Source organism: Pedobacter sp. V48, assembly GCF_000523515.1.
Classification (GTDB): Bacteria; Bacteroidota; Bacteroidia; order Sphingobacteriales; family Sphingobacteriaceae; genus Pedobacter.
The window spans coordinates 351,971-371,948 of sequence record NZ_AWRU01000034.1; the positions used below are offsets into that span (position 1 = coordinate 351,971).

The 19,978-nt window shown below is 38.3% G+C and carries 26 protein-coding genes; 20 read left to right on the forward strand and 6 right to left on the reverse strand.

From position 1 onward, the window contains the following. The 4 genes from N824_RS26965 to N824_RS26980 are packed head-to-tail and all read left to right on the forward strand — an operon-like array spanning position 1 to position 2,212. Positions 1–1,053, forward strand: a complete 1,053-nt coding sequence (locus tag N824_RS26965) for an AI-2E family transporter (RefSeq protein ID WP_048908191.1) — start codon at positions 1–3, stop codon at positions 1,051–1,053. A 52-nt stretch (positions 1,054–1,105) separates the two neighbouring features. After that, positions 1,106–1,372, forward strand: coding sequence for a YtxH domain-containing protein (locus N824_RS26970; RefSeq protein ID WP_048908192.1), 267 nt, complete (start codon positions 1,106–1,108; stop codon positions 1,370–1,372). Between the two features lie 23 nt (positions 1,373–1,395). Continuing rightward, positions 1,396–1,785, forward strand: coding sequence for a phage holin family protein (locus tag N824_RS26975; protein WP_048908193.1), 390 nt, complete (start codon positions 1,396–1,398; stop codon positions 1,783–1,785). After that, on the forward strand, positions 1,763–2,212 hold the full coding sequence (locus tag N824_RS26980; protein ID WP_048908194.1) for a hypothetical protein: 450 nt from the start codon (positions 1,763–1,765) through the stop codon (positions 2,210–2,212). The genes N824_RS26975 and N824_RS26980 overlap by 23 nt, the downstream gene beginning before the upstream one ends. A gap of 39 nt (positions 2,213–2,251) precedes the next feature. On the opposite strand, the gene aspS is transcribed toward N824_RS26980, so the two are convergent. Further along, positions 2,252–3,997 (reverse strand): aspartate--tRNA ligase, encoded by a 1,746-nt coding sequence (gene aspS / locus N824_RS26985; protein WP_048908195.1) that lies wholly within the window; start codon positions 3,995–3,997, stop codon positions 2,252–2,254. Positions 3,998–4,299: 302 nt separating this feature from the next. Here aspS and N824_RS26990 point away from each other — a divergent pair, with 302 nt between their 5' ends. From N824_RS26990 to N824_RS27020, 7 genes are all read left to right on the forward strand, one after another. Beyond that, complete coding sequence (locus N824_RS26990; protein WP_048908196.1) at positions 4,300–4,845, forward strand: RNA polymerase sigma factor; 546 nt, start codon at positions 4,300–4,302, stop codon at positions 4,843–4,845. Position 4,846: 1 nt separating this feature from the next. After that, on the forward strand, positions 4,847–5,374 hold the full coding sequence (locus tag N824_RS26995; RefSeq protein WP_048908197.1) for a hypothetical protein: 528 nt from the start codon (positions 4,847–4,849) through the stop codon (positions 5,372–5,374). Further along, on the forward strand, positions 5,371–6,675 hold the full coding sequence (locus tag N824_RS27000) for a hypothetical protein (protein ID WP_052334279.1): 1,305 nt from the start codon (positions 5,371–5,373) through the stop codon (positions 6,673–6,675). Before N824_RS26995 ends, N824_RS27000 begins: the two co-directional genes overlap by 4 nt. Before the next feature lie 85 nt (positions 6,676–6,760). Next, a complete protein-coding gene (locus N824_RS27005; RefSeq protein ID WP_048908198.1) occupies positions 6,761–7,552 on the forward strand; it encodes a TerC family protein in 792 nt (263 codons plus the stop codon). A gap of 8 nt (positions 7,553–7,560) precedes the next feature. Beyond that, on the forward strand, positions 7,561–8,616 hold the full coding sequence (locus tag N824_RS27010; RefSeq protein WP_048908199.1) for a nucleoid-associated protein: 1,056 nt from the start codon (positions 7,561–7,563) through the stop codon (positions 8,614–8,616). Positions 8,617–8,703: 87 nt separating this feature from the next. After that, on the forward strand, positions 8,704–10,239 hold the full coding sequence (locus N824_RS27015) for an MFS transporter (protein WP_048908200.1): 1,536 nt from the start codon (positions 8,704–8,706) through the stop codon (positions 10,237–10,239). A gap of 21 nt (positions 10,240–10,260) precedes the next feature. Beyond that, on the forward strand, positions 10,261–10,500 hold the full coding sequence (locus tag N824_RS27020) for a DUF6814 family protein (RefSeq protein ID WP_048908201.1): 240 nt from the start codon (positions 10,261–10,263) through the stop codon (positions 10,498–10,500). Position 10,501: 1 nt separating this feature from the next. Here N824_RS27020 and N824_RS27025 read toward each other — a convergent pair whose 3' ends face one another. Together N824_RS27025 and N824_RS27030 are read right to left on the reverse strand one after the other, a co-directional pair. After that, entirely contained in the window at positions 10,502–11,686 is a 1,185-nt protein-coding gene (locus N824_RS27025) for a class I SAM-dependent rRNA methyltransferase (RefSeq protein ID WP_048908202.1), read from the reverse strand. A gap of 32 nt (positions 11,687–11,718) precedes the next feature. After that, positions 11,719–12,354, reverse strand: a complete 636-nt coding sequence (locus N824_RS27030; protein ID WP_048908203.1) for a LysE family translocator — start codon at positions 12,352–12,354, stop codon at positions 11,719–11,721. Positions 12,355–12,454: 100 nt separating this feature from the next. On the opposite strand from N824_RS27030, the gene N824_RS27035 reads away from it, so the two are divergent. The 5 genes from N824_RS27035 to N824_RS27055 all read left to right on the forward strand — a co-directional run bounded on the left by N824_RS27035 (position 12,455) and on the right by N824_RS27055 (position 15,174). After that, a complete protein-coding gene (locus tag N824_RS27035) occupies positions 12,455–12,790 on the forward strand; it encodes a tRNA-binding protein (RefSeq protein WP_048908204.1) in 336 nt (111 codons plus the stop codon). Beyond that, positions 12,791–13,264, forward strand: a complete 474-nt coding sequence (locus N824_RS27040; protein WP_048908205.1) for a nucleoside deaminase — start codon at positions 12,791–12,793, stop codon at positions 13,262–13,264. A gap of 156 nt (positions 13,265–13,420) precedes the next feature. Continuing rightward, positions 13,421–14,026 carry a superoxide dismutase gene (locus tag N824_RS27045; protein WP_048908206.1) on the forward strand — a complete coding sequence of 202 codons (606 nt, stop codon included), beginning with the start codon at positions 13,421–13,423 and terminating at the stop codon, positions 14,024–14,026. 87 nt (positions 14,027–14,113) lie between these two features. Then, positions 14,114–14,686, forward strand: coding sequence for a Crp/Fnr family transcriptional regulator (locus tag N824_RS27050; RefSeq protein WP_048908207.1), 573 nt, complete (start codon positions 14,114–14,116; stop codon positions 14,684–14,686). A 77-nt stretch (positions 14,687–14,763) separates the two neighbouring features. After that, entirely contained in the window at positions 14,764–15,174 is a 411-nt protein-coding gene (locus N824_RS27055; RefSeq protein ID WP_048908208.1) for a VOC family protein, read from the forward strand. A 29-nt stretch (positions 15,175–15,203) separates the two neighbouring features. Here the strand turns inward: N824_RS27055 and N824_RS27060 are convergent, their stop codons facing one another. Both N824_RS27060 and N824_RS27065 read right to left on the reverse strand, forming a co-directional pair. Next, a complete protein-coding gene (locus N824_RS27060) occupies positions 15,204–16,136 on the reverse strand; it encodes a hydrogen peroxide-inducible genes activator (protein WP_048908209.1) in 933 nt (310 codons plus the stop codon). Between the two features lie 38 nt (positions 16,137–16,174). After that, on the reverse strand, positions 16,175–17,104 hold the full coding sequence (locus N824_RS27065) for a GDP-L-fucose synthase (protein ID WP_048908374.1): 930 nt from the start codon (positions 17,102–17,104) through the stop codon (positions 16,175–16,177). Positions 17,105–17,253: 149 nt separating this feature from the next. Between N824_RS27065 and trmB the strand changes: the two genes are divergently transcribed. Genes trmB through N824_RS27085 form a run of 4 tightly spaced genes read left to right on the forward strand, consistent with a single transcriptional unit; the run spans position 17,254 to position 19,214 of the window. Next, a complete protein-coding gene (trmB, locus tag N824_RS27070) occupies positions 17,254–17,904 on the forward strand; it encodes a tRNA (guanosine(46)-N7)-methyltransferase TrmB (RefSeq protein WP_048908210.1) in 651 nt (216 codons plus the stop codon). Positions 17,905–17,930: 26 nt separating this feature from the next. After that, the gene (locus tag N824_RS27075; protein WP_048908211.1) at positions 17,931–18,257 is read left to right on the forward strand and encodes an MGMT family protein; all 327 of its coding nucleotides are present in this window, start codon (positions 17,931–17,933) and stop codon (positions 18,255–18,257) included. A gap of 51 nt (positions 18,258–18,308) precedes the next feature. Then, positions 18,309–18,650, forward strand: coding sequence for a carboxymuconolactone decarboxylase family protein (locus tag N824_RS27080; RefSeq protein WP_048908212.1), 342 nt, complete (start codon positions 18,309–18,311; stop codon positions 18,648–18,650). Between the two features lie 3 nt (positions 18,651–18,653). Then, positions 18,654–19,214: a DNA-3-methyladenine glycosylase I gene (locus N824_RS27085; protein ID WP_048908213.1), complete on the forward strand. Its 561-nt coding sequence runs from the start codon at positions 18,654–18,656 to the stop codon at positions 19,212–19,214. Between the two features lie 8 nt (positions 19,215–19,222). Here N824_RS27085 and N824_RS27090 read toward each other — a convergent pair whose 3' ends face one another. Then, entirely contained in the window at positions 19,223–19,918 is a 696-nt protein-coding gene (locus N824_RS27090) for a hypothetical protein (RefSeq protein ID WP_048908214.1), read from the reverse strand. Between the last annotated feature and the right edge of the window lie 60 nt (positions 19,919–19,978).

Below are 19,978 nucleotides of genomic sequence, written 5' to 3' on the forward strand. Positions count from 1 at the left end.
ATGTCAATATTTACATATAAGCAAAGGAATAATATCAATCTTGTCATTATAATAGCCTTAGGCTGTTTAATCGCATTTTCTTTACAAGGTATTTTTGGGTCTATATTAAGCACACTTGTGTTGTATACCTTATTGCGGCCCGCCTTTATTTATTTTGTAGACGTGAAGGGGATGAATAGACGTTTTTCGGCCATTTTATTGCTTTTCATATCAGTAATTGTTATCATCCTTCCTTTTTATGCGTTAAGCAGTATGATGATTAATAAGATTGCGGAATTGCAAAGTGATCCATCATATTTCAAGAATGTCATTTTTAAACTAAAGCACCTGGTTCCAATAGATGGAGATCTTCAAAATCTTGTTGAAGAAGGAGTGAAAAAAGCCGGGGTATGGGCTACGGAATTGTTCCCTTCACTTATTACCGGAGCGTTTAACATTATTTTGGGCTTACTTTTGATGTATTTTTTACTCTACTTTATGCTGGTAGAGCGAGAAACATTTGAATCGGCCCTGGTAAAGTATGCACCCTTTAGAGAGCAAAATGCACAACGATTTGCCGAAGAAATGCGAAATACAACCTATGCAAATGTGGTAGGCCAGGGGTTTATTGCTTTGGTGCAAGGATCTCTTTTAGGGCTCGCCTTTTATGTTTTAGGCTATACAGATCCGGTATTTTGGGGCGTTATAACTGCCTTTATTTCGTTTGTACCAATACTTGGGCCACCAGTCATTTTTGTGCCAGCAGCGTTACTGCAAATTGCAGAAGGCAACAATTTTGCAGGCTGGGCAATGCTAATATTTGGATTTGTGGTGATCATTAACATCGACAATGTGATCCGTTTTATGATTGCAAAACGGATTGGAAACATTCATCCAATAACCACGGTAATTGGCGTAGTTATTGGTATACCTTTATTTGGGATATTGGGGCTTGTATTTGGCCCATTATTGATATCTTATTTTGTATTATTGATAAAAATATATGAAACAAGTGCTATGGCATCGGAAAGATTGGAGAGAATTAAAACAATTTCAGAGCATGGTGAGTTATAATAATACGGAGAGCGGAAATAGAATATAAATGTTAAACATAAATTAAAATGTCATGAGTGATAATTCAAAAGTATTAATAGGGCTTTTAGCCGGTTTGGCTGCGGGTGCAGCATTGGGATTACTTTTAGCACCTGAAAAAGGAAGTGATACCAGAGATAAGTTAAGTCAATCGTTAAAAGATCTTGGAGATTCTATCAGAGATAAAGCTGCAGATGAAATAAATCACCTGGCCAGCTTGAAAGATAAGGTTGTAGGTTCTGTTAAAAGCAAACTCCGTCAATCTGAAGAGGAATTTGTTGACGATGTAGAGCACGCTTAATAAACAAATTTTAAACCAGCAGCATGGAGGAAAATCACGAAAATAAGGAAAAGGGCATTGAGGATTTGTATGAAGATGCGAAGAGTTATTTAGATACGAGGGTTGAGTACACCCGCTTATATCTTGTAGAGAAAATCTCGAAGATATTTGCGGATTTGGTAACCAATGCTGTGGTGGCTATATGCTTTATGCTGGCATTCTTGTTTGGTACGTTTACTTTAGCCCTATTCTTATCAGACCTACTTGGCAGTTATGCAAGGGGTTTTGGTTGTGTGGCCTTAATCTATGTCTTTTTGGCACTGATCGTTTATTACACTAAAGAAAAATACATCGAGAAGGCAATAATTAACTTTACTATCAGAAATTACTTTAACAAATTGGCGGACAAGGATGAAGAAGATAAGAAGATATAATATTCGGAACCTGGAAGACCTGCATGCAACAGTAGCTAGCCTAAAGGTTGAATATAAAATGCAGGAAGATGTATTGTTTAATGATACTAAAGTATACCTCAGGCAGTTCACTTTAGGAGGGTTTATTAAAAAATATGCAACTCCTTCGGCCTTTCTTAAGATGGATGATAAACTGAATCTGAGCAGTAGTGTGATGTCCTATATCTTGCCTTTTATTATGAATACGACATTGTTCAGAGGATCGGGGTTTCTTACTAAAACCCTTGTTGGACTGGCATCGAACAAAGTAGGAAAGACCTTAGATGCGGAACATTTGTCCGCTATTTTTAACTCTGTCAAATCGTGGTTTACTGGTTCTAAGAAAAAGAAAGATAAGGAGGACTCGGATGTTGATTACGGCATTCCACCTGACAGTGAAACGTATTAAAATAGAAAAGGGAGTTGACTCCCTTTTCTATTTTAACAACTAAACCGTTGTCTTTATTTTCAATTCCTTTAATTGCTTTTCGTCAATTGTAGAAGGGCTATCAATCATAACATCCCTACCAGAATTGTTTTTAGGGAAAGCAATTACATCACGAATGGTATCAAGACCAGCAAAGATAGAGCATAACCTATCGAATCCAAATGCAATACCGCCATGTGGAGGAGCGCCAAACTCAAATGCGTCCATTAAGAACCCAAATTGTTTTTGTGCTTCTTCTGCTGAAAAGCCTAAATGTTTAAACATTAAGGCTTGTAAAGTCCTGTCGTGAATACGAATTGAACCACCACCTATTTCAGTTCCATTTACTACCATATCATAAGCATTTGCCCTTACTTCTCCTGGTTTAGAGTCTAGAAGATCAATGTCCTCAGGCTTAGGAGAGGTAAATGGATGGTGCATTGCATGGTATCTTTCAGTCTCTTCATCCCACTCCAACAGAGGGAAGTCAAGTACCCATAAGGCACTGAATTTATTTTTATCACGTAAACCTAAACGATTACCCATCTCTAAACGTAGTTCGCTTAGTTGTTTGCGCACTTTCTCTTGAATGCCCGCCATAACTAACACTAAATCGCCTGGCTGAGTCTTAAATGCTGTTGACCATTTCTTTAGCTCGTCTTCATTGTAAAACTTATCTACAGATGATTTTAACGAGCCATCTTCATTATGCCTTAAGTAAATCAGCCCTGTTGCGCCAATTTGCGGGCGTTTAATGAAATCGGTAAGCTCATCAACTTGTTTGCGGGTATAGCTGGCGCAACCTTTTGCATTAATACCAACAACCAGTTCGGCATTGTCAAAAACAGGGAAATCTTTGCCTTTTACCAGCTCAGTAATTTCAATAAACTGCATGTCAAAGCGCGTGTCGGGCTTATCAGAGCCATAAAAGCGCATTGCATCTGCATATTGCATTCTCGGTACTTCCGGTAAATCAAAGTCTTTAACCTCTTTGAATAAAGTACGGATCAAACCTTCAAAAGTATTTAAGATATCTTCCTGCTCAATGAAGGACATTTCACAGTCTATCTGAGTAAATTCCGGTTGCCTGTCGGCGCGTAAATCCTCGTCTCTAAAACACTTCACAATTTGGAAGTATCTATCAAAGCCCGATACCATTAACAATTGTTTAAAGGTTTGCGGAGATTGAGGAAGTGCATAGAACTCACCTGCATTCATTCGGCTTGGAACAACAAAGTCCCTTGCGCCTTCAGGTGTAGATTTAATAAGTACGGGTGTTTCAACTTCAATAAAGTCTAGCCCATCTAAATAACGGCGTACCACCTGTGCCATTTTATGGCGTAATATCATGTTATTACGAACCGGATTTCTACGCAAATCCAAGTAACGGTATTTCATTCGTAAATCATCACCGCCGTCAGTTTCGTCATCTATTAAAAAGGGAGGGAGCTTCGCTGCATTTAGTATTTCCAGGGCGGTGATTTTTATCTCAACCTCACCTGTTGTCATTTTAAGGTTTTTGTTAGAGCGTTCTACCACCAATCCGCTGGCTTTAATTACAAACTCTCTTCCTAAACCACGGGCAGCTTCACATAATTCACGATTATCATCCATATTGAAAACCAATTGGGTAATCCCATATCTGTCTCGGATATCAATAAAGGTCATGCCTCCTAAATCTCTTGATTTCTGTACCCAACCGCAAAGGATTACATTTTCTCCTAAGTTCTGAATGGTTAAAGCGCCGCAAGTAGTTGTTCTTAACATTATTAAAATTATTAAGCGGCAAAAATATTCATTTTGAACCACATATTTTAAATGCTGGCGATTTTACTTACTATATTTAATTGATTATCTGTTTGAATTAAGAAAAAAAAGTCATGACTACGCTTAAAGAGGCGAAGATGTTTGAAAATAAATCTGCCGTCATCTCGACTATAGGACAGGTGACAGTGTGGGAGGGAGTCCGAGATGACGGAGTCTCTAAAATCAAGAAAATGAAAATTTTTTTAATACCGCATGCAACGTTTTAAAAAAGCAGTTGTCATATTAAACGAATCAGAAAAACATTGGAAACAGTATACATAGATAAACACGTAGACTTAGTTTCCGATTGCCGAAAAGGTAATCGGAAAGCACAATTTGAAATTTACAAATTGTATGCTAAAGCTATGTATAATGTGGCTCTGAGGATAGTTAATCATGAGGCCGAGGCAGAAGACGTTTTGCAGGAAGGGTTTTTAGATGCCTTTACAAGGATAGAAACCTTTAGAGGCGAAACTACTTTCGGGTTATGGTTAAAGCAGATCATCATTAATAAATCCATTAATCAGCTGAGGAAACGAAAAGCAGAATTTATAAATATTGATGAAGTAGATGTTGCGGATACCGAGGCGGAGGATGAAGAAGATTTAGAATTTAAAGTAAATGAAATCAGAGAGGCTGTGGCCAGGCTTCCTGATGGATACAGAGTGGTGCTAACGCTGTATTTATTTGAAGGATATGACCATGAAGAAATATCACACATCCTAAAAATATCTGAAAATACATCACGCACACAATATATGAGAGCCAAAATGAAGTTGAACGGCTTATTAGAAAAGAGAGGAGCATAAGATGAGCAAAAAGTTAGAAGAGTATATCAGGGAACATAAAAAGTCTTTTGATGTTGGTACACCATCAGATCAGTTGTGGAGTAAAATTGAAACAGCATTAGACAAAGAAAAAGTAAAAAAGCCTTTGAGGGTGCCGTTTTGGTTCGCTATAGCTGCATCCCTGATCTTGGTGATGACAGTTACTTTTATATATACCTATCGTAACAGGGAAACAGGGGTAGATATAGCCGATGTAAATCCGGGATATGCGCAGAAAGAGATGAGATTTGCCAGTCTAATCGAACAGAAGAAGGATAGTCTTATGGTTTATGCACAGGAAAACCCAAAGTTATACAGTGAATTTAGTGCTGATTTACAGAAACTGGGTGCCGACTATGAGAACTTAAAGAAACAGTTGGAGAGCAGCCCTAATCAGAAGTTGGTTGTGAAAGCGATGGTAAAGAATCTTGAGCTCCAGCTACAGGTAATTAATCAACAGTTATCTATTATTAACGAGGTCAGTCAGTATAAAAGGGAAAACAAAATATGAAAAATTTAACGGGAATCATTGCAGCCCTGGTACTTGTATCAAGTATCGCCAATGCACAATCTGTAAATATTGAAAACGCAATAAATGGAGAAGTGGCAGTTAACGTTTCACAGAAAACTAACGTTGAAGAATTAGTTGAACCTGCCAGTTTTACACAGAATACAAGTGACGGAGATGATGATCCAATGCGGTCAAAAACGTTTAGTAAAACCTTTGCTGCCGACAATTCTGATAAAATTATACTGAGTAACCAATACGGATCAATACTGGTTAAAGTATGGGACAGAAAAGAAGTAAAAGTAGATGTTGATATTAAAGCTTACAGCAGCAATGATGCAGAAGCCCAGAAATTATTGGACAATACTACTATAGAAGCAGGAAAATCTGGAGACCAGATTGTTTTTAAAACCACAATGGAACAAAAGAATGGCAATTGGGGTAACGGAAGCCGAAATGGCAGAAGGTGGCGCAGAGAAGTGAAGATTAATTATGTTGTTTACATGCCTGTATCAAATGCGTTAACGATGTCGCAGAATTATGGTGATGTAAATATGGGTGACCTGAACGGGCCCCTTTATGTAAAAGTACAATACGGTAATTTTACGGCCCGCAATTTAAATAGTACTAATAACTATATTTCTGTTCAATACGGGAAAACCAATGTTCAGGCGGTAAACAAAGCCATTGTTAAACAGCAGTATGGATCTGGATTAACCATTGGTTCGGCTACTACACTTGATATCGACGCACAATATACCGGAGTTAATGTGGGCAACATTAAAGGAAACGCAATTATTAAGCAACAATACGGTTCTGGTCTTACTGTTGGCTCGGTAGAAAACCTTGATCTGGATGTTCAATATGCGAATGTTAATGTAAATACCATTAAGGGAAATGCCAAAATCAGACAGCAATACAACAATATCAGCATTTCATCTGTAGGAAATCTCGATTTGAATGCCCAATATACAAGCGCAAGTATTGGAACCTTAAGAGGTGATGGTAAGTTTGATATGCAATACAATAAACTAAGCATTGATGAGGTAACCAATGGTTGCAAATTGCTGACTGTTGATGGAGGATATCTTGGCATCTCTATTAATTTTAACAATTCCTTTAACGCAGATTTTGATGTTCATACCAGCTATGCTTCATTTAATTACGGAGACAGGGTTTCAGCTAGAATTACTGATGGAGGAGACAGAGGGTCGACAACTAAAAACTATACCGGTAAAATAGGTAACGGAGGTGGCGCCAGAGTAAAGGTCAATTCTGATTACGGTTCAGTATCATTTAAATAAAATTATAAACCAAACACTACTAAAGCTTGTTGATAATTCAGCAAGCTTTTTTTATATCTTAGCTTCAAAATATAATTTAAAAACTATGGAATTTTTGAGCAGCCCGGAAGCTTGGATATCACTACTGACCCTGACCGTTTTAGAGATTGTCCTGGGCATAGATAATATTATCTTTATTTCTATTCTGTCGGGCAAATTACCAGCTGATCAGCAAAAAAAAGGCAGACAATTGGGCTTGGCTCTTGCAATGATTACCCGCGTTCTTTTATTATTGTCACTTACCTGGGTGATGACTTTAACATCCGAATTGTTTAATCTTGGGAATTTAATAGGTGTTTCTAACGCAGAATGGTTAGCAAAACTTTCGATATCCGGGCGTGATCTAATCCTTATTGTAGGGGGGCTTTTTTTAATTTATAAGAGTACTCATGAAATACATGACAAACTGGAAAGTGAAGAAGAAAAAGAAATAAAAGGGAAGGTTCACTCTTTTGCCGGTGTAATAATTCAAATCTTACTTTTAGATATTGTATTTTCTTTAGACTCTGTTATTACTGCCGTAGGGATGGCAGAACATGTTGAAATAATGATTGCTGCAGTTGTTATTGCCGTGATTATAATGATGTTCTCGGCAAGTGCAATCAGTAATTTCGTAAACGATCACCCTACTGTAAAAATGCTTGCATTGTCATTCCTGTTGTTAATTGGCGTCTCGCTGTTAGCCGAAGGTTTAGATCAGCATATTCCCAAAGGATATATTTATTTCGCTATGGCTTTTTCAGTTTTAGTAGAGATGCTGAATTTGAAAATGAAGAAAAATGCGAAAAAACCTATTGAGTTGAGAAATACCCCTCGCGAAGAGGAAACTAAAAACTAATACCATTAATGATTTCTTTTTTTGAAGCCTCCCTTGCTGAGCTTTCCATACACAGAATTGGAAATAAATCGCAAGATGAATTTTATGTGTTGTCTGAGCAATCTGTAGCCATACAAGACAATATGTTGAGCAACCTATTGCAGCAGTATTTTCTTGGTCCGTACGAAAAGGTAAACGAGATTTATCGTTTCTTTCATCCCAACTCAGATCTGAACTTAAATGAAGTGTATCATTTTGCGTCAGAAATATTTGAAAAGGGCGAAACCTTTCATGAAAACAGCAAAGAACTTGCTAAATACCTGTACGATGTATCGGGGCATCCCAAAATAAAATCGGGAGAGCTTTACCTTGCCTATTTCGAAAATGTGCAGATAGAAGGAGAGCTTCATGATGCCATTGGGATCTTTAAATCAGAAACTAAAGAGACCTACCTAAAAGTATATCCAGAGAATAGCGGATTTGGTTTAAGCTATGAACAGGATGCAATTAACATCAATAAGCTTGATAAAGGCTGTCTTATCTTTAATACGGACAAAGAAGAAGGCTACAGAGTAGCAGTGATAGATCAAACCAATCGTAGTGCAGAGGCCGTTTACTGGAAAGATGAGTTTCTGAAATTAAAAACCAGAAATGATAATTTCAACCAGACAAACAATGTATTGGGTGTATACAAAAACTTTGTTACTGAGAAACTGGATCAGGAATTTGATATCTCTAAAGCCGATAAAATAGATTTGTTAAACAAGTCTATGAAATATTTTAAAGAGAAAGAAAGCTTTGATATTGATGAGTTCTCGAATGAAGTTATTGGCAATTCCGAGGGGATTGAGGCCTTTAAAAACTATAAGAAAAACTACGAAGAAGAATTTGATGCACCTATTCCAGATAGTTTTGATATCTCAGGCGCTGCGGTAAAGAAACAGGCTCGTGTTTTTAAAAGTGTGCTTAAACTGGATAAGAACTTTCATATTTATATTCACGGAGATAAGGAGCTGATAGAAAAAGGTTTCGACGATGATAAATCTATGAATTACTATAAGGTTTATTTCAGAGAGGAAGAGTAACCGGCTTTGGCATTATAGTTAAAATGTTTGTCGGTAATTAATAAATAATTGTAGTTTAGTGGTAAGCCAAATATCCTAAACTATAATATGAACGTTGAACCACAAAAGAATAGCATTTTCAAAGTAATTGGGGCGTCGTCCCTGGGCACACTAATCGAATGGTATGATTTCTACATTTTTGGTAGTCTGGCCACCATTATAGGATCACAGCTTTTTCCTGCAGATGCCGGAGCTTCAGCATTAATAAATACCCTTGCGATATTTGCTGCAGGGTTTATTGTGCGTCCTTTTGGTGCTTTGGTGTTCGGCCGCTTGGGCGATCTTATTGGCCGAAAATATACTTTTCTTTTGACCCTGGTTCTCATGGGTGGATCAACCTTTCTTATTGGGCTTATCCCATCCTATTCCAGCATCGGTTATGCCGCGCCAATTTTGGTGTTGATTTTACGGTTGATACAAGGCTTGGCCCTTGGGGGTGAATATGGTGGAGCAGCCACTTATGTGGCTGAACATGCCCCTGCAAATAAACGTGGTTTCTTTACCAGCTGGATTCAAACTACAGCAACCGGAGGATTGTTTCTTTCATTAGGGATAATTGTGTTAACCAAAAACCTGCTAGGCGCCGAAGATTTTGCTGCCTGGGGTTGGAGAGTTCCATTCCTGTTGTCCATTTTACTGGTAGGCGTTTCCATTTACATCAGAATGAAAATGCATGAGTCGCCAATGTTTACTAAATTAAAAACAGAGGGCAATATTTCTAAAAATCCATTGAAAGAAAGCTTTAGCCACAAAGCAAACTTTAAAATGGTGCTACTGGCTCTTTTTGGTGCAACCATGGGGCAAGGGGTTATTTGGTACACCGGTCAATTTTATGCCCAATCGTTTATTGAAAACACGTGTAAGGTCGATTTTAACGACTCCAGATACATTCTTTTGTGGGGTATAGCCTTTGCAACGCCTTTCTTTGTAATATTCGGTTCATGGAGCGATAAGGTGGGTCGAAAGTGGATTATGCTGACGGGGATGTTGCTGGGGATTATCTTTTACCGGCCAATATATCAGATATTCCTTGATGATACGGATGTAACCAAGATCGAGCAGAAAGATATTAAAGAAGTTTCCAATCCTGTAGTTACAAAAACCTTAATTGAGAATACTTCAGATAGTTTAATTACCACCACCTCTCAGGTTACTCTATTAAGCGGGGCGTCGTTTACAAAAATACAGGCGCATACTAAATACGCTGATTTAAGTAAGCCTGTAAGTATTTCGCCTGATGCTTTTAAGGATAAAAAGCTTTCCACTCCTGTTTTTTGGAAATTTGTGTTTCTAATTTTCTTTCAGATTTTGCTGGTAACAATGGTATATGGCCCTATCGCTGCATTTTTAGTAGAGTTGTTCCCAACCAAAATAAGATATACATCTATGTCGCTGCCCTACCACGTGGGTAATGGCGTATTTGGAGGCTTGGTGCCGTTTATTGCAACGCTTATAGCTAGTTTCTCGGGTTCTACGCCATTATCTGGCTTGTGGTATCCAATTGGAATAGCCGCATTAAGTTTTGTTATAGGGGCGATTTATTTATCGAATAAAAAGCCGGACCATGGCGAGGCTGATCATTAATCAATTAAAAGAGAAATTACCATGAACGGATTAAAAAAAGCATTAGGAATATTCTGGATCTTACTAGGTCCGGCATCTATTATATTTATGTTTATACAGGCTATTGAAAAGGTAGGCCTCGCTCCAGAAGGAGTGGCAAAAACAAACACAGCTTTACAGTGGGGTATTATCCTGTTTATTTTTATCCCCATCAGCGCAGGTCTTGTTGTTTTTGGCTACTATGCCCTAAAAGGGGAGTATGATAAACTCCCAGAAGATTAGTCTACAATACCCTCAACAATAACCCTTTTAAGTACTCCCCTTCTGGAAAAGAAATACGTACTGGATGATCTTCGGGTTGGCTAAACTGCTTAATGATTTGTACTTCCTTACCTGCATCTAATGCTGCCCACGCGATAATCTGTTTAAAAGTTTCAAGATCTACCGCACCAGAGCAAGAGAACGTAGCAAGGATACCACCGCTTTCAAGCAGAAGCATGCCAAGTCTGTTTAAGTCTTTATAGGCACGTGCAGCTCTGTCTAATGCAGAACGTGATGGTGCATATTTTGGTGGATCAAGTACTAAAACGTCAAATTTCTTACCCTCTTCTTTAAATACACGCAGTTGCTTGTTTACATCAGATTGAATGCTGGTTTGTTTATCCTGCGAAAGTCCGTTAAGCATAAGATTGTGCTGCAAGGTTTCTATGGCAAGAGCAGAGCTGTCTACACTGGTTACATGAGATGCACCTTGTTTTAAGCTGTTTAATGAAAAACCACCACTATAACAGAAACAATCTAATACTGTTTTATCCTCAGTATATTCAGCAAGAATTAATCTGTTGTCTCGCTGATCGCAATAGAAGCCTGATTTTTGTCCATCCGCAATATTGATGTGGTAAACAACTCCATTTTCCTTCACTTCAATAAACTCAGGAGGAGTCTCTCCCCATAACAACCCTTGCGTAGCTTCCAGATTTTCGTGTTTACGCGCTCCGGCATCGCTTTTATCAAATATTCCGGTGGGGTTTAACTCTTCCCTTAAAATATCGATGATCTCATCTTTTACTGTTTCTATACCTGCGCTTAAAATCTGCAAGGAAAGGAAATCAGCATATTTGTCTACAATTAAACCAGGTAAAAAATCAGCCTCACTAAATACAAGTCTGCAGGTATTGGTATCTTTACTTAATACGTGTTTGCGAGATGCAATTGCGCTTTTAAGCTTTTGTTGATACCAGGCTCTGTTTACTTCGGTGTTTTGATCCCATTCTAACAGGCGCAACGCCACTCTGGATTGGTCGTTGTAGTAGGCATAAGCCAGAAACTCTTTCTCTGCCGACCATACAGATACGATCTCGCCATTTAAAGGCTTGCCTTTAACCTTATCAAGTGCACCAGAAAAAATCCAGGGGTGGCGAAGTACAGCAGCTTTTTCTTTGCCTTTTTTGAGTATTACATCGATCATGGTGCAAAGATAAAAAAAAGGGGGGCTAGCAACTACTTTTCTTTGCTTAATGCCATTTTTATAGCTAATGAAGCCAAGACACTTGCCATAAACCATTTCTGGATTTTCACCCAGCCTGGGCTTTTTGAAAAGAACAGCGCTACTTTTGAGGCAGTTAGTACGATGATAAAGTTAATCGTAAAGCTGATGCTTACCTGGGTAATGCCGAGTTGCAGACTTTGTACGAATACAGAGCCATATTCCTGTTTTATGAAGTAAGGGAAAAAAGATAAATAGAATACAGCAACTTTAGGATTCAACACGGTGGTTAGTACCCCGATTTTGAACAATTTGGCCGGTTTGTCATTAGTCAGGTCTTGTCTGACTTCGAAAAGACTCTTTCCGTTTGGCTTAATTGCCTGATAGGCCAGGTACAACAGATATAGTACTCCCAGTGTTTTAATGGTAGTGTATACAAACGGGACGGCAAAGAGTACAGCTGTTAGACCTGCAGAAACCATAACAATGTGAAAGATAAAACCTGATATTATTCCTGCAAGTGAAATTAATCCCGATCGCTGTCCCTGGGTAATGGAACGGGATATTAAATAGATCATATTTGGGCCGGGGCTGATCACCAGGATCAACGCGGCCAGGGCAAAGTAGGAAATCTCTTTAAGAGGGATCATTGGGGTAGGAATTGGTATGTTAAGGGCCTTGCGTTACAAATATATGCAGAAGAACAGAGATATGATAGGCGGTATTGCCGAGAAGTTGTAATTTTATCCCATGGAAGAAATAACCTGGAATGATTTTGAAAAAGTAGAACTTCGGGCAGGAACTATTCTTGAAGTCTTTGATTTTCCGGAGGCGAGGAAGCCAGCTTATAAAGTAAAGGTAGATTTTGGCGAGCTTGGCATCAGGATGAGTAGTGCCCAGATTACAGCACATTATACTAAAGAAGAGTTGGTTGGTAAACAAATAGTAGGAGTGGTTAATTTTCCTAACAAACAGATAGGGAAATTTATGTCAGAGTTTTTGGTAACAGGCTTTGCTGACGAAAATGGAGATATTGTATTAACAGCCCTAAATGGCAAAGTGCCTAATGGCAGTAAATTGTGTTAAATGAGTTATTATAATTTTTCAGAAGACGAGAACCCTGCAGCAGAAGACGAGCATTACATGCTTTTAGCACTTCAGGAAGCCCAAAAAGCGTTCGATGCAGAAGAAATCCCAATTGGAGCAATAGTGGTATGTAAGGGCAGGATAGTGGGTCGCGGGCATAATTTAACCGAACAGTTAAATGACGTAACTGCACATGCAGAAATGCAGGCATTTACAGCAGCTTCGCAAACTCTTGGCGGCAAATATTTAAAAGATTGCACCCTGTATGTAACCGTTGAGCCTTGTGTAATGTGCGCAGGCGCAAGCTATTGGACACAAATAGGTCGCATCGTTTACGGTGCCCCGGAACCAAAAAGAGGCTTTACGACCAAAGGAGCATCTTTATTGCATCCAAAAACAATTCTACAAGGAAATGTTTTGGCCTCGCAGTGCGGGAATCTGATGAAACGGTTTTTTATAAATAAAAGGGGCTAATATTGACAAATAATTGAACAAAACTTAACCTCCGAATGTTATATTTGCTCAGTTGAATTGTTTTCTGGTTGTTTCTGGTATCCAATCCCGAACTTTTGAATTACAATTTAACAAAGATTGTCCGAAAATATTTTTTAAACTTAAATCATAAATAATATGGCTTTTGAATTACCTGCGTTACCATACGCAACAGATGCATTAGAACCGCATATCGATAAACAAACTATGGAAATTCACCATGGTAAACATCACCAAGCTTACGTTACTAACTTAAATAAAGCTTTAGAAGGCAAGCCAGAAGCTAGCCAAAGCATCGAAGAAATCGTTAAAAACATTTCTAAATTTCCAGCTGCTGTTAGAAACAATGGCGGTGGTCATTATAATCACTCTTTATTCTGGGAAGTTATTGGTCCAAATAAGGGTGGCGAGCCTAAAGGTGAATTAGCTGAAGCAATCAATGCAGCTTTTGGTTCTTTCGCTGATTTCAAAACTAAATTTGCTGAAGCAGGTGCAACCCGTTTCGGTTCAGGATGGGCTTGGTTAAGCGTTGGCGCTGATAAAAAATTAGTAGTTTCTTCTACTCCTAATCAGGATAATCCATTAATGGATATTGCAGAGGTAAAAGGCTCGCCAATTTTAGGTATGGATGTTTGGGAACACGCATACTACTTAAAATATCAAAACAGACGTCCTGATTATATTTCAGCTTTCTGGAATGTAGTTAACTGGGATGCTGTTGCAGAACGTTTCAAAAAAGCATAATTATTTAAACTTCCGTCAGACGGAAATTATATAAGAGGCCCCGATGCGAATCATAGGGGCCTTTTTTGATTTGCATTACTTGATCAAATGAACAATCTATTAAAATATATTCATTCCCTAACTGCGTTTTCCGATAAAAGCTGGAAACTGCTTAAACCTGCATTAATCAGAAAAGAGTTTAAGAAAAATGAGTTTCTATTACGAGAGGGACAGGTCTGTAATTCGCTATTTTACATAGATGAGGGCTATTGTAAAAGCTATTATGAAATTGATGGGGTTGTAAAAAACATAGGGTTTTTCTTTGAAAATGATATTGCAACAAACATCAACAGTTTTGGTAATGGGCTGAAGTCCGAATTTAATATCATCGCCTGTGAGCCATTAACAGCAGTCGTTTTTGATAAGAATAAATTGTTTCAAGCAGCAAAACAAGCAGTCGAAATAGAAACTTTAGGACGTAATTGTATCCGCTTGTTTGCCTCTAAACAGGAAGAATTTTCAAACCTATTTAAGATCTATTCGGCTCAAGAACGCCTGGAATATATAGAAACCAAATATCCTGAAATCCTGCAAAGGGTCTCCCTCTCTCAATTAGCTTCATTTCTTGGTGTTTCAAGGGAAACCTTAAGCAGAATACGTAAAAGAAGAACTCTTTCGTGATTTTGTGACGAATGTCACAGGTCATTCGCCTTTTCATTTATCAACTTTGTTGTATAGACATTTATAAAAGAAACATCATGGAATTACTTAAGAAAATTGACAAAAACACCAATGTTTTAACTTGGTTTGAAATCCCTGTAGCAGACACTGAACGGGCAAAGACTTTTTATGAAACCATTTTAGGTATTGAAATGGTTAAAAGAGCGGATGGCAACGACGAAGCTGTTTTCTTTCCGTTTGATCCTAATGTTGTTCAGGCGACATCAGGAAGGGTTACGGGAGTATTGTCAAAAACTGACAGAAACAGGCCATCTGGTACCGGGACAGTAGTTTACATTAACGCGAGTCCGAACATTCAAACTGTTCTCGACAAAGTTGAACAGGCAGGAGGAAAAATCATTGCTCCTAAAACACTAATTCCCGCAGGATATATTGCAATCATTATTGACACAGAAGGAAACAAAATCGGACTTCATGCAGAAAAGTAGGGGGTACTCTGGTGAAATAGGGATGTAAATTATATCCCTACAATATCCTTTTTCTTTTTCTGGCGCATTGTTTTTGGTATAACCGTCAAAATCTCTTCTCTCAATGCATTAAGCATTCTTTTTTTAATGAAATTTTTATGGGTAACAAGGCTGATCTCGCGGACAGGTTCGGGAGATTTAAAATACCTTACCTTGCTTAGTTGCTTGTTGCTTAACTCTTCAAGAGCAAGCTCGGGAAGCAAGGTAGCGCCATTGTTCATATCAACCATGCGGATAAGCGTTTCGACACTTCCTGTGTTATAAGTTAGTCCTTGCAGACGATTTTGCTTGGTTGATCTGCAGATGTTTAATACCTGCGACCGCATACAATGCCCCTCGTTTAACAGCCAGATATTTTCATCTTCTAGGTCATCCGCATCTATCGTTTTCTTTTTATAAAGTTTGCTGTTTTTGCTGATGTAGGTAACAAAATTTTCGTAATACAATGGCGCCTCTTCAACTGCGCTATCTCCAAGTGGAGTGGCTAATATTCCGCAATCAAGTATTCCTGTTTTTAGGTGATGAATGATATCTTCAGTAGTATATTCCCATATCAGAAGTTTCAGGTCGGGATATTTTTCCATCATTGCAGCAATTACCTTTGGTAACAGATAAGGCGCGACTGTGGGTATAATACCTACTTTTAGTTCGCCAACAACATCTTGCTGTTGGCTACTAATAATCTCTTTAATTTTGTGGCTTTCCTGAAGAACAAGACGAGCCTGTTCAATAATCTGCGCACCTATTTCTGTTGGAATTATGGGCTGTTTACTTCGATCAAAGATTTTTACATTTAGCATTTCTTCAAGCTTTTGTACCTGCATACTGAGGGTGGGCTGGGTAACAAAACACTTTTCGGCAGCGCCTACAAAACTTCTGTAAGTATCTACCGCTACGATGTATTCTAGTTGAACTAAGGTCATATAGCTAAAGTTTATTCTCTTTAGCAAAGATATCAATTTTAACTATGCTTGGCTAAAAAATCCTGATAAGCTAATTTAATTCCTTCTTCAAGTTCTATTTCATGCTTCCATCCGAGTGAATGTAATTTAGATACATCCATTAATTTGCGTGGGGTTCCATCTGGTTTGCTGCTATCAAAGGTTAGTGCTCCATCAAATCCAACGATGCGTTTAATTAATAATGCAAGGTCTTTTATTGTCAGGTCTTTTCCGGTTCCAATATTTACAAAACCAGGTTCGTCGTATTCCTGCATTAAGAAATAACAGGCATCGGCCAGATCATCTGCAAATAAAAATTCTCGCATTGGAGATCCGGATCCCCAGATGATAACCTCTGGTGTGCCGTTCACTTTTGCTTCGTGAAATTTCCGAATTAAAGCAGGTAGCACGTGGGAGTTTTGTGGGTGATAGTTGTCGTTATACCCATACAAATTAGTAGGCATTACCGAAATAAAATCACAACCATATTGTGAGCGATAAGCATCGGCCATTTTTATACCGGCTATTTTAGCAATAGCATAAGGTTCATTGGTTTCTTCTAGTAACCCTGTAAGCAGGTAGTCTTCTTTTAATGGCTGTGGTGCAAGTTTAGGGTAAATGCAACTTGAACCTAAAAACATCAGCTTCTTTATACCTGTTTTATACGATTGGTGGATCACGTTGTTTTGAATACAAAGATTTTCGTAAAGGAAATCTGCCCGGTAAGTATTGTTGGCGATAATACCACCTACTTTGGCCGCTGCCAGGAATACGTACTCAGGTTTTTCGGATTCAAAAAAATCGGTTACAGCTTGCTGATTGCGTAAGTCTAATTCTGCTGAAGTTCTGGTGATCAGATTTGTAAAACCTTCTTTGATCAGTTTACGATAAATTGCTGAGCCAACCATACCTCGGTGACCAGCTACATATATTTTTGCGTTCTTTTCCAATTTGCTTTTAATGATTATTACAAAAGTACAAAATCCTCTTGGCATCCTTAAGGGAGGAATGCAGTTCCTCGCGATGAGGAGAGCTTTAAACAATCTGTCATTGTATGAAATAACTATTTGCTTAAGTTTGCATAAAAATAATTTTAGTAGTGGGTAAAGATAAGTTAAGAAAATTTGCAGAAATAGACACCTTTCCTAACGTTTACCAGCTTGATGCTGGTAAAGAATTAAAAGGTAAATGGGCGTCTCAGCATTTTAAAAATAGCAATCCTGTTGTTTTAGAACTCGCATGCGGTAAGGGTGAATACTCTGTTGGATTGGCAAAGATGTTTCCTGACAAAAATTTTATTGGAGTTGACCTTAAGGGAAACAGGATTTGGCGTGGTGCACGTACTGGCATGGACGAAGGAATTTCAAATCTTGCTTTTTTGAGGATTCAGATCGAAGATATTGTGGAGTTCTTTGGTGAACACGAGGTAGATGAAATATGGATAACTTTCCCTGATCCCCAACCACAGGATAGTCGTGAGAAAAAACGCTTAACCTTTCCAGGGTTTTTAGACAAGTACAGAACTTTTTTAAAACCGGGAGGTAAAATAAACTTGAAAACTGACAACGACGGTTTGTATCTTTATACTGTCGAGAAAGTTCAGGAGCTAGGGTTGGTTTGTCATAAAAACACAGATCAGTTATATAAATCGGAGTTTGCAGATGCTGTTTTAGCTATTAAAACGCATTACGAAAGGATTTATCTGAAACACGATAAGAATATAAATTACATACAGTTCTCTTTTGATTAATTTAGAACTGAATATAAATTGATTAGATGGAACAATCATTTTATGACCAGGTTTTTGAGTTAGTGAGGTTAATTCCTAAAGGAAGGGTAACCTCTTACGGGGCCATAGCTAAAAGTCTTGGCGCAGGTGGTTCGGCGCGAATGGTGGGATACGCAATGAGTAATGCCCATTTGGCCCATCCGACAATACCTGCACACAGAGTGGTTAACAGTAGTGGGTTGCTCACTGGTAAATTCCATTTCTCTGAGCCCAATCTGATGCAGGAAATGCTGGAGAAAGAAGGAGTGGTAGTTAAAAATGACAAAATCCAGAATTTTAAACAGCATTTCTGGGACCCTCTGGTTGAATTGTAGCGTTAAAATAAAAACTTTGACGAACGGGCACGCTGAATTAATTTTAATATAATGGGACAATTAGTAGAAGAGTTTAATGACTACCGTTCTAAAATGAACGATAGGATAATGGAAACCGCAAATACAAACATAAAGCGGTTTTTTGCTTTGGATACAACCACATATGCTGAGGGAGCATTAAATGTAAAAACTAAAGAGATGCTTGGTCTTGTGGCATCTATGGTTTTGCGTTGTGATGATTGCATAAAATACCACCTGGAAAAATGTTTTGATGAAGGGGTATCCAATGAGGAGATCAATGAAGTATTTATGATCGCCAATCTGGTTGGTGGTTCTATTGTAATTCCTCACTACAGGAGAGCAGTTGAATATTGGGATGAACTTAGTCTTTAAATAATGGCAGAAGTAGTTAGATGTGGTTGGTGCGGAACTGATCCTTTGTATGTAAAATATCATGATGAAGAATGGGGAAAACCTGTTTATGACGATAAAACATTATTCGAGTTTCTAATTCTTGAAGGCGCCCAGGCCGGATTAAGCTGGATCACAATTTTAAGAAGAAGAGAGGGGTACCGACAAGCCTTTGCTAACTTTGATGTAGCAAAAGTTGCCGCCTTTACAGATGCAGATGTAGAAAGACTAATGAATGATGCCGGTATTATTAGAAACAGATTGAAAGTTAATGCAGCAATAAACAATGCAAAGCTTTTCATAGGAATACAAAAGGAATTTGGGTCATTTGCCGACTATATGTGGGGTTTTTTGCCAAATAAAAAACCTATTCTAAATAGAGTTAAGTCTTTAGGAGATGTACCTCCAAGAACTGAGATATCAGATTTGATTAGTAAGGATATGAAGAAGAGAGGGTTTAAATTTTTTGGAACCACAATCTGCTATGCCCATATGCAGGCTACCGGCATGGTAAACGACCATGTTGAAGGGTGCATAAGCCGGTAATTTACAGGTTATTTTTGCTGCATGTCGTTGTATGCTGCAACAAAAGCTTTTATGAGTTTAGCATCAAAAGTTTCTGTTGCCTTTATACGTTCAGCAAGATCCTCGTCGTTGGTAAGTTTTTGAAGCAGAATGCTTTTAATCAGTTCTGTTTTGCCTGAAGAGTTACCTCCTTCGGCAGGGATTTCCTGCATTGGTCCTGTTCCAAACTTTTCAATAAAATAGGCTGTCGGGAGATTGCGATTAGTTTGCTCAGCATCGTTTCTTCTGCCACCTCCAAATGAAATACCTACACCGCCACCTACTCCTCCAAAGCCACCGGTTCCCGTACCAATACCAACAGATGGCCTAATTCGTGCTCTTTTCGGCTGCGGTTGTTCAATACTTGTGGTGCCACCAATTGCATATAAATTTACTGCCCCCTGTTCTATAATTTTAAAAAACCGATGCTCCATTTTCTTTTTAATAACAATGGGTTTGCTAACATAGGTTTCCCCATTCCATAAAAACTCTTTAATGTCGCTGGCTTTATACTGAACAATGGTTTCGTCGTCATTTTTAAGAATAACTGTCGAAAAATTGGTGCCCTGTATTGTTCCTCTTATAAAATCTCCTGAAGCAATAACTACTGCATCTTGTGCTGATGCGCGCAATGCGATTACCAAAAGCATCGTTAATAAAGCGAAGGTTTTAAGTGCTCTTTTCATAATTACTCAAATAACGGAATTTCTTTTGTGTTTGTTATCTAATCCGATCTCTATTATTAA

Coding starts and splice junctions, on each gene's coding strand:
- N824_RS27020 (WP_048908201.1), top strand. CDS start 10,261: ATGAACGGATTAAAAAAAGCATTAGGAATATTCTGGATCTTACTAGGT.
- N824_RS27000 (WP_052334279.1), top strand. CDS start 5,371: ATGAAAAATTTAACGGGAATCATTGCAGCCCTGGTACTTGTATCAAGT.
- N824_RS27060 (WP_048908209.1), bottom strand. CDS start 16,136: ATGACCTTAGTTCAACTAGAATACATCGTAGCGGTAGATACTTACAGA.
- N824_RS27075 (WP_048908211.1), top strand. CDS start 17,931: ATGGAACAATCATTTTATGACCAGGTTTTTGAGTTAGTGAGGTTAATT.
- N824_RS26965 (WP_048908191.1), top strand. CDS start 1: ATGTCAATATTTACATATAAGCAAAGGAATAATATCAATCTTGTCATT.
- N824_RS27050 (WP_048908207.1), top strand. CDS start 14,114: ATGAACAATCTATTAAAATATATTCATTCCCTAACTGCGTTTTCCGAT.
- N824_RS26980 (WP_048908194.1), top strand. CDS start 1,763: ATGAAGAAGATAAGAAGATATAATATTCGGAACCTGGAAGACCTGCAT.
- N824_RS26970 (WP_048908192.1), top strand. CDS start 1,106: ATGAGTGATAATTCAAAAGTATTAATAGGGCTTTTAGCCGGTTTGGCT.
- N824_RS27035 (WP_048908204.1), top strand. CDS start 12,455: ATGGAAGAAATAACCTGGAATGATTTTGAAAAAGTAGAACTTCGGGCA.
- N824_RS27085 (WP_048908213.1), top strand. CDS start 18,654: ATGGCAGAAGTAGTTAGATGTGGTTGGTGCGGAACTGATCCTTTGTAT.
- N824_RS27030 (WP_048908203.1), bottom strand. CDS start 12,354: ATGATCCCTCTTAAAGAGATTTCCTACTTTGCCCTGGCCGCGTTGATC.
- N824_RS27015 (WP_048908200.1), top strand. CDS start 8,704: ATGAACGTTGAACCACAAAAGAATAGCATTTTCAAAGTAATTGGGGCG.
- N824_RS27080 (WP_048908212.1), top strand. CDS start 18,309: ATGGGACAATTAGTAGAAGAGTTTAATGACTACCGTTCTAAAATGAAC.
- N824_RS27045 (WP_048908206.1), top strand. CDS start 13,421: ATGGCTTTTGAATTACCTGCGTTACCATACGCAACAGATGCATTAGAA.
- aspS (WP_048908195.1), bottom strand. CDS start 3,997: ATGTTAAGAACAACTACTTGCGGCGCTTTAACCATTCAGAACTTAGGA.
- N824_RS27025 (WP_048908202.1), bottom strand. CDS start 11,686: ATGATCGATGTAATACTCAAAAAAGGCAAAGAAAAAGCTGCTGTACTT.
- N824_RS27055 (WP_048908208.1), top strand. CDS start 14,764: ATGGAATTACTTAAGAAAATTGACAAAAACACCAATGTTTTAACTTGG.
- N824_RS26975 (WP_048908193.1), top strand. CDS start 1,396: ATGGAGGAAAATCACGAAAATAAGGAAAAGGGCATTGAGGATTTGTAT.
- N824_RS27040 (WP_048908205.1), top strand. CDS start 12,791: ATGAGTTATTATAATTTTTCAGAAGACGAGAACCCTGCAGCAGAAGAC.
- N824_RS27010 (WP_048908199.1), top strand. CDS start 7,561: ATGATTTCTTTTTTTGAAGCCTCCCTTGCTGAGCTTTCCATACACAGA.
- N824_RS26995 (WP_048908197.1), top strand. CDS start 4,847: ATGAGCAAAAAGTTAGAAGAGTATATCAGGGAACATAAAAAGTCTTTT.
- N824_RS27090 (WP_048908214.1), bottom strand. CDS start 19,918: ATGAAAAGAGCACTTAAAACCTTCGCTTTATTAACGATGCTTTTGGTA.
- N824_RS27005 (WP_048908198.1), top strand. CDS start 6,761: ATGGAATTTTTGAGCAGCCCGGAAGCTTGGATATCACTACTGACCCTG.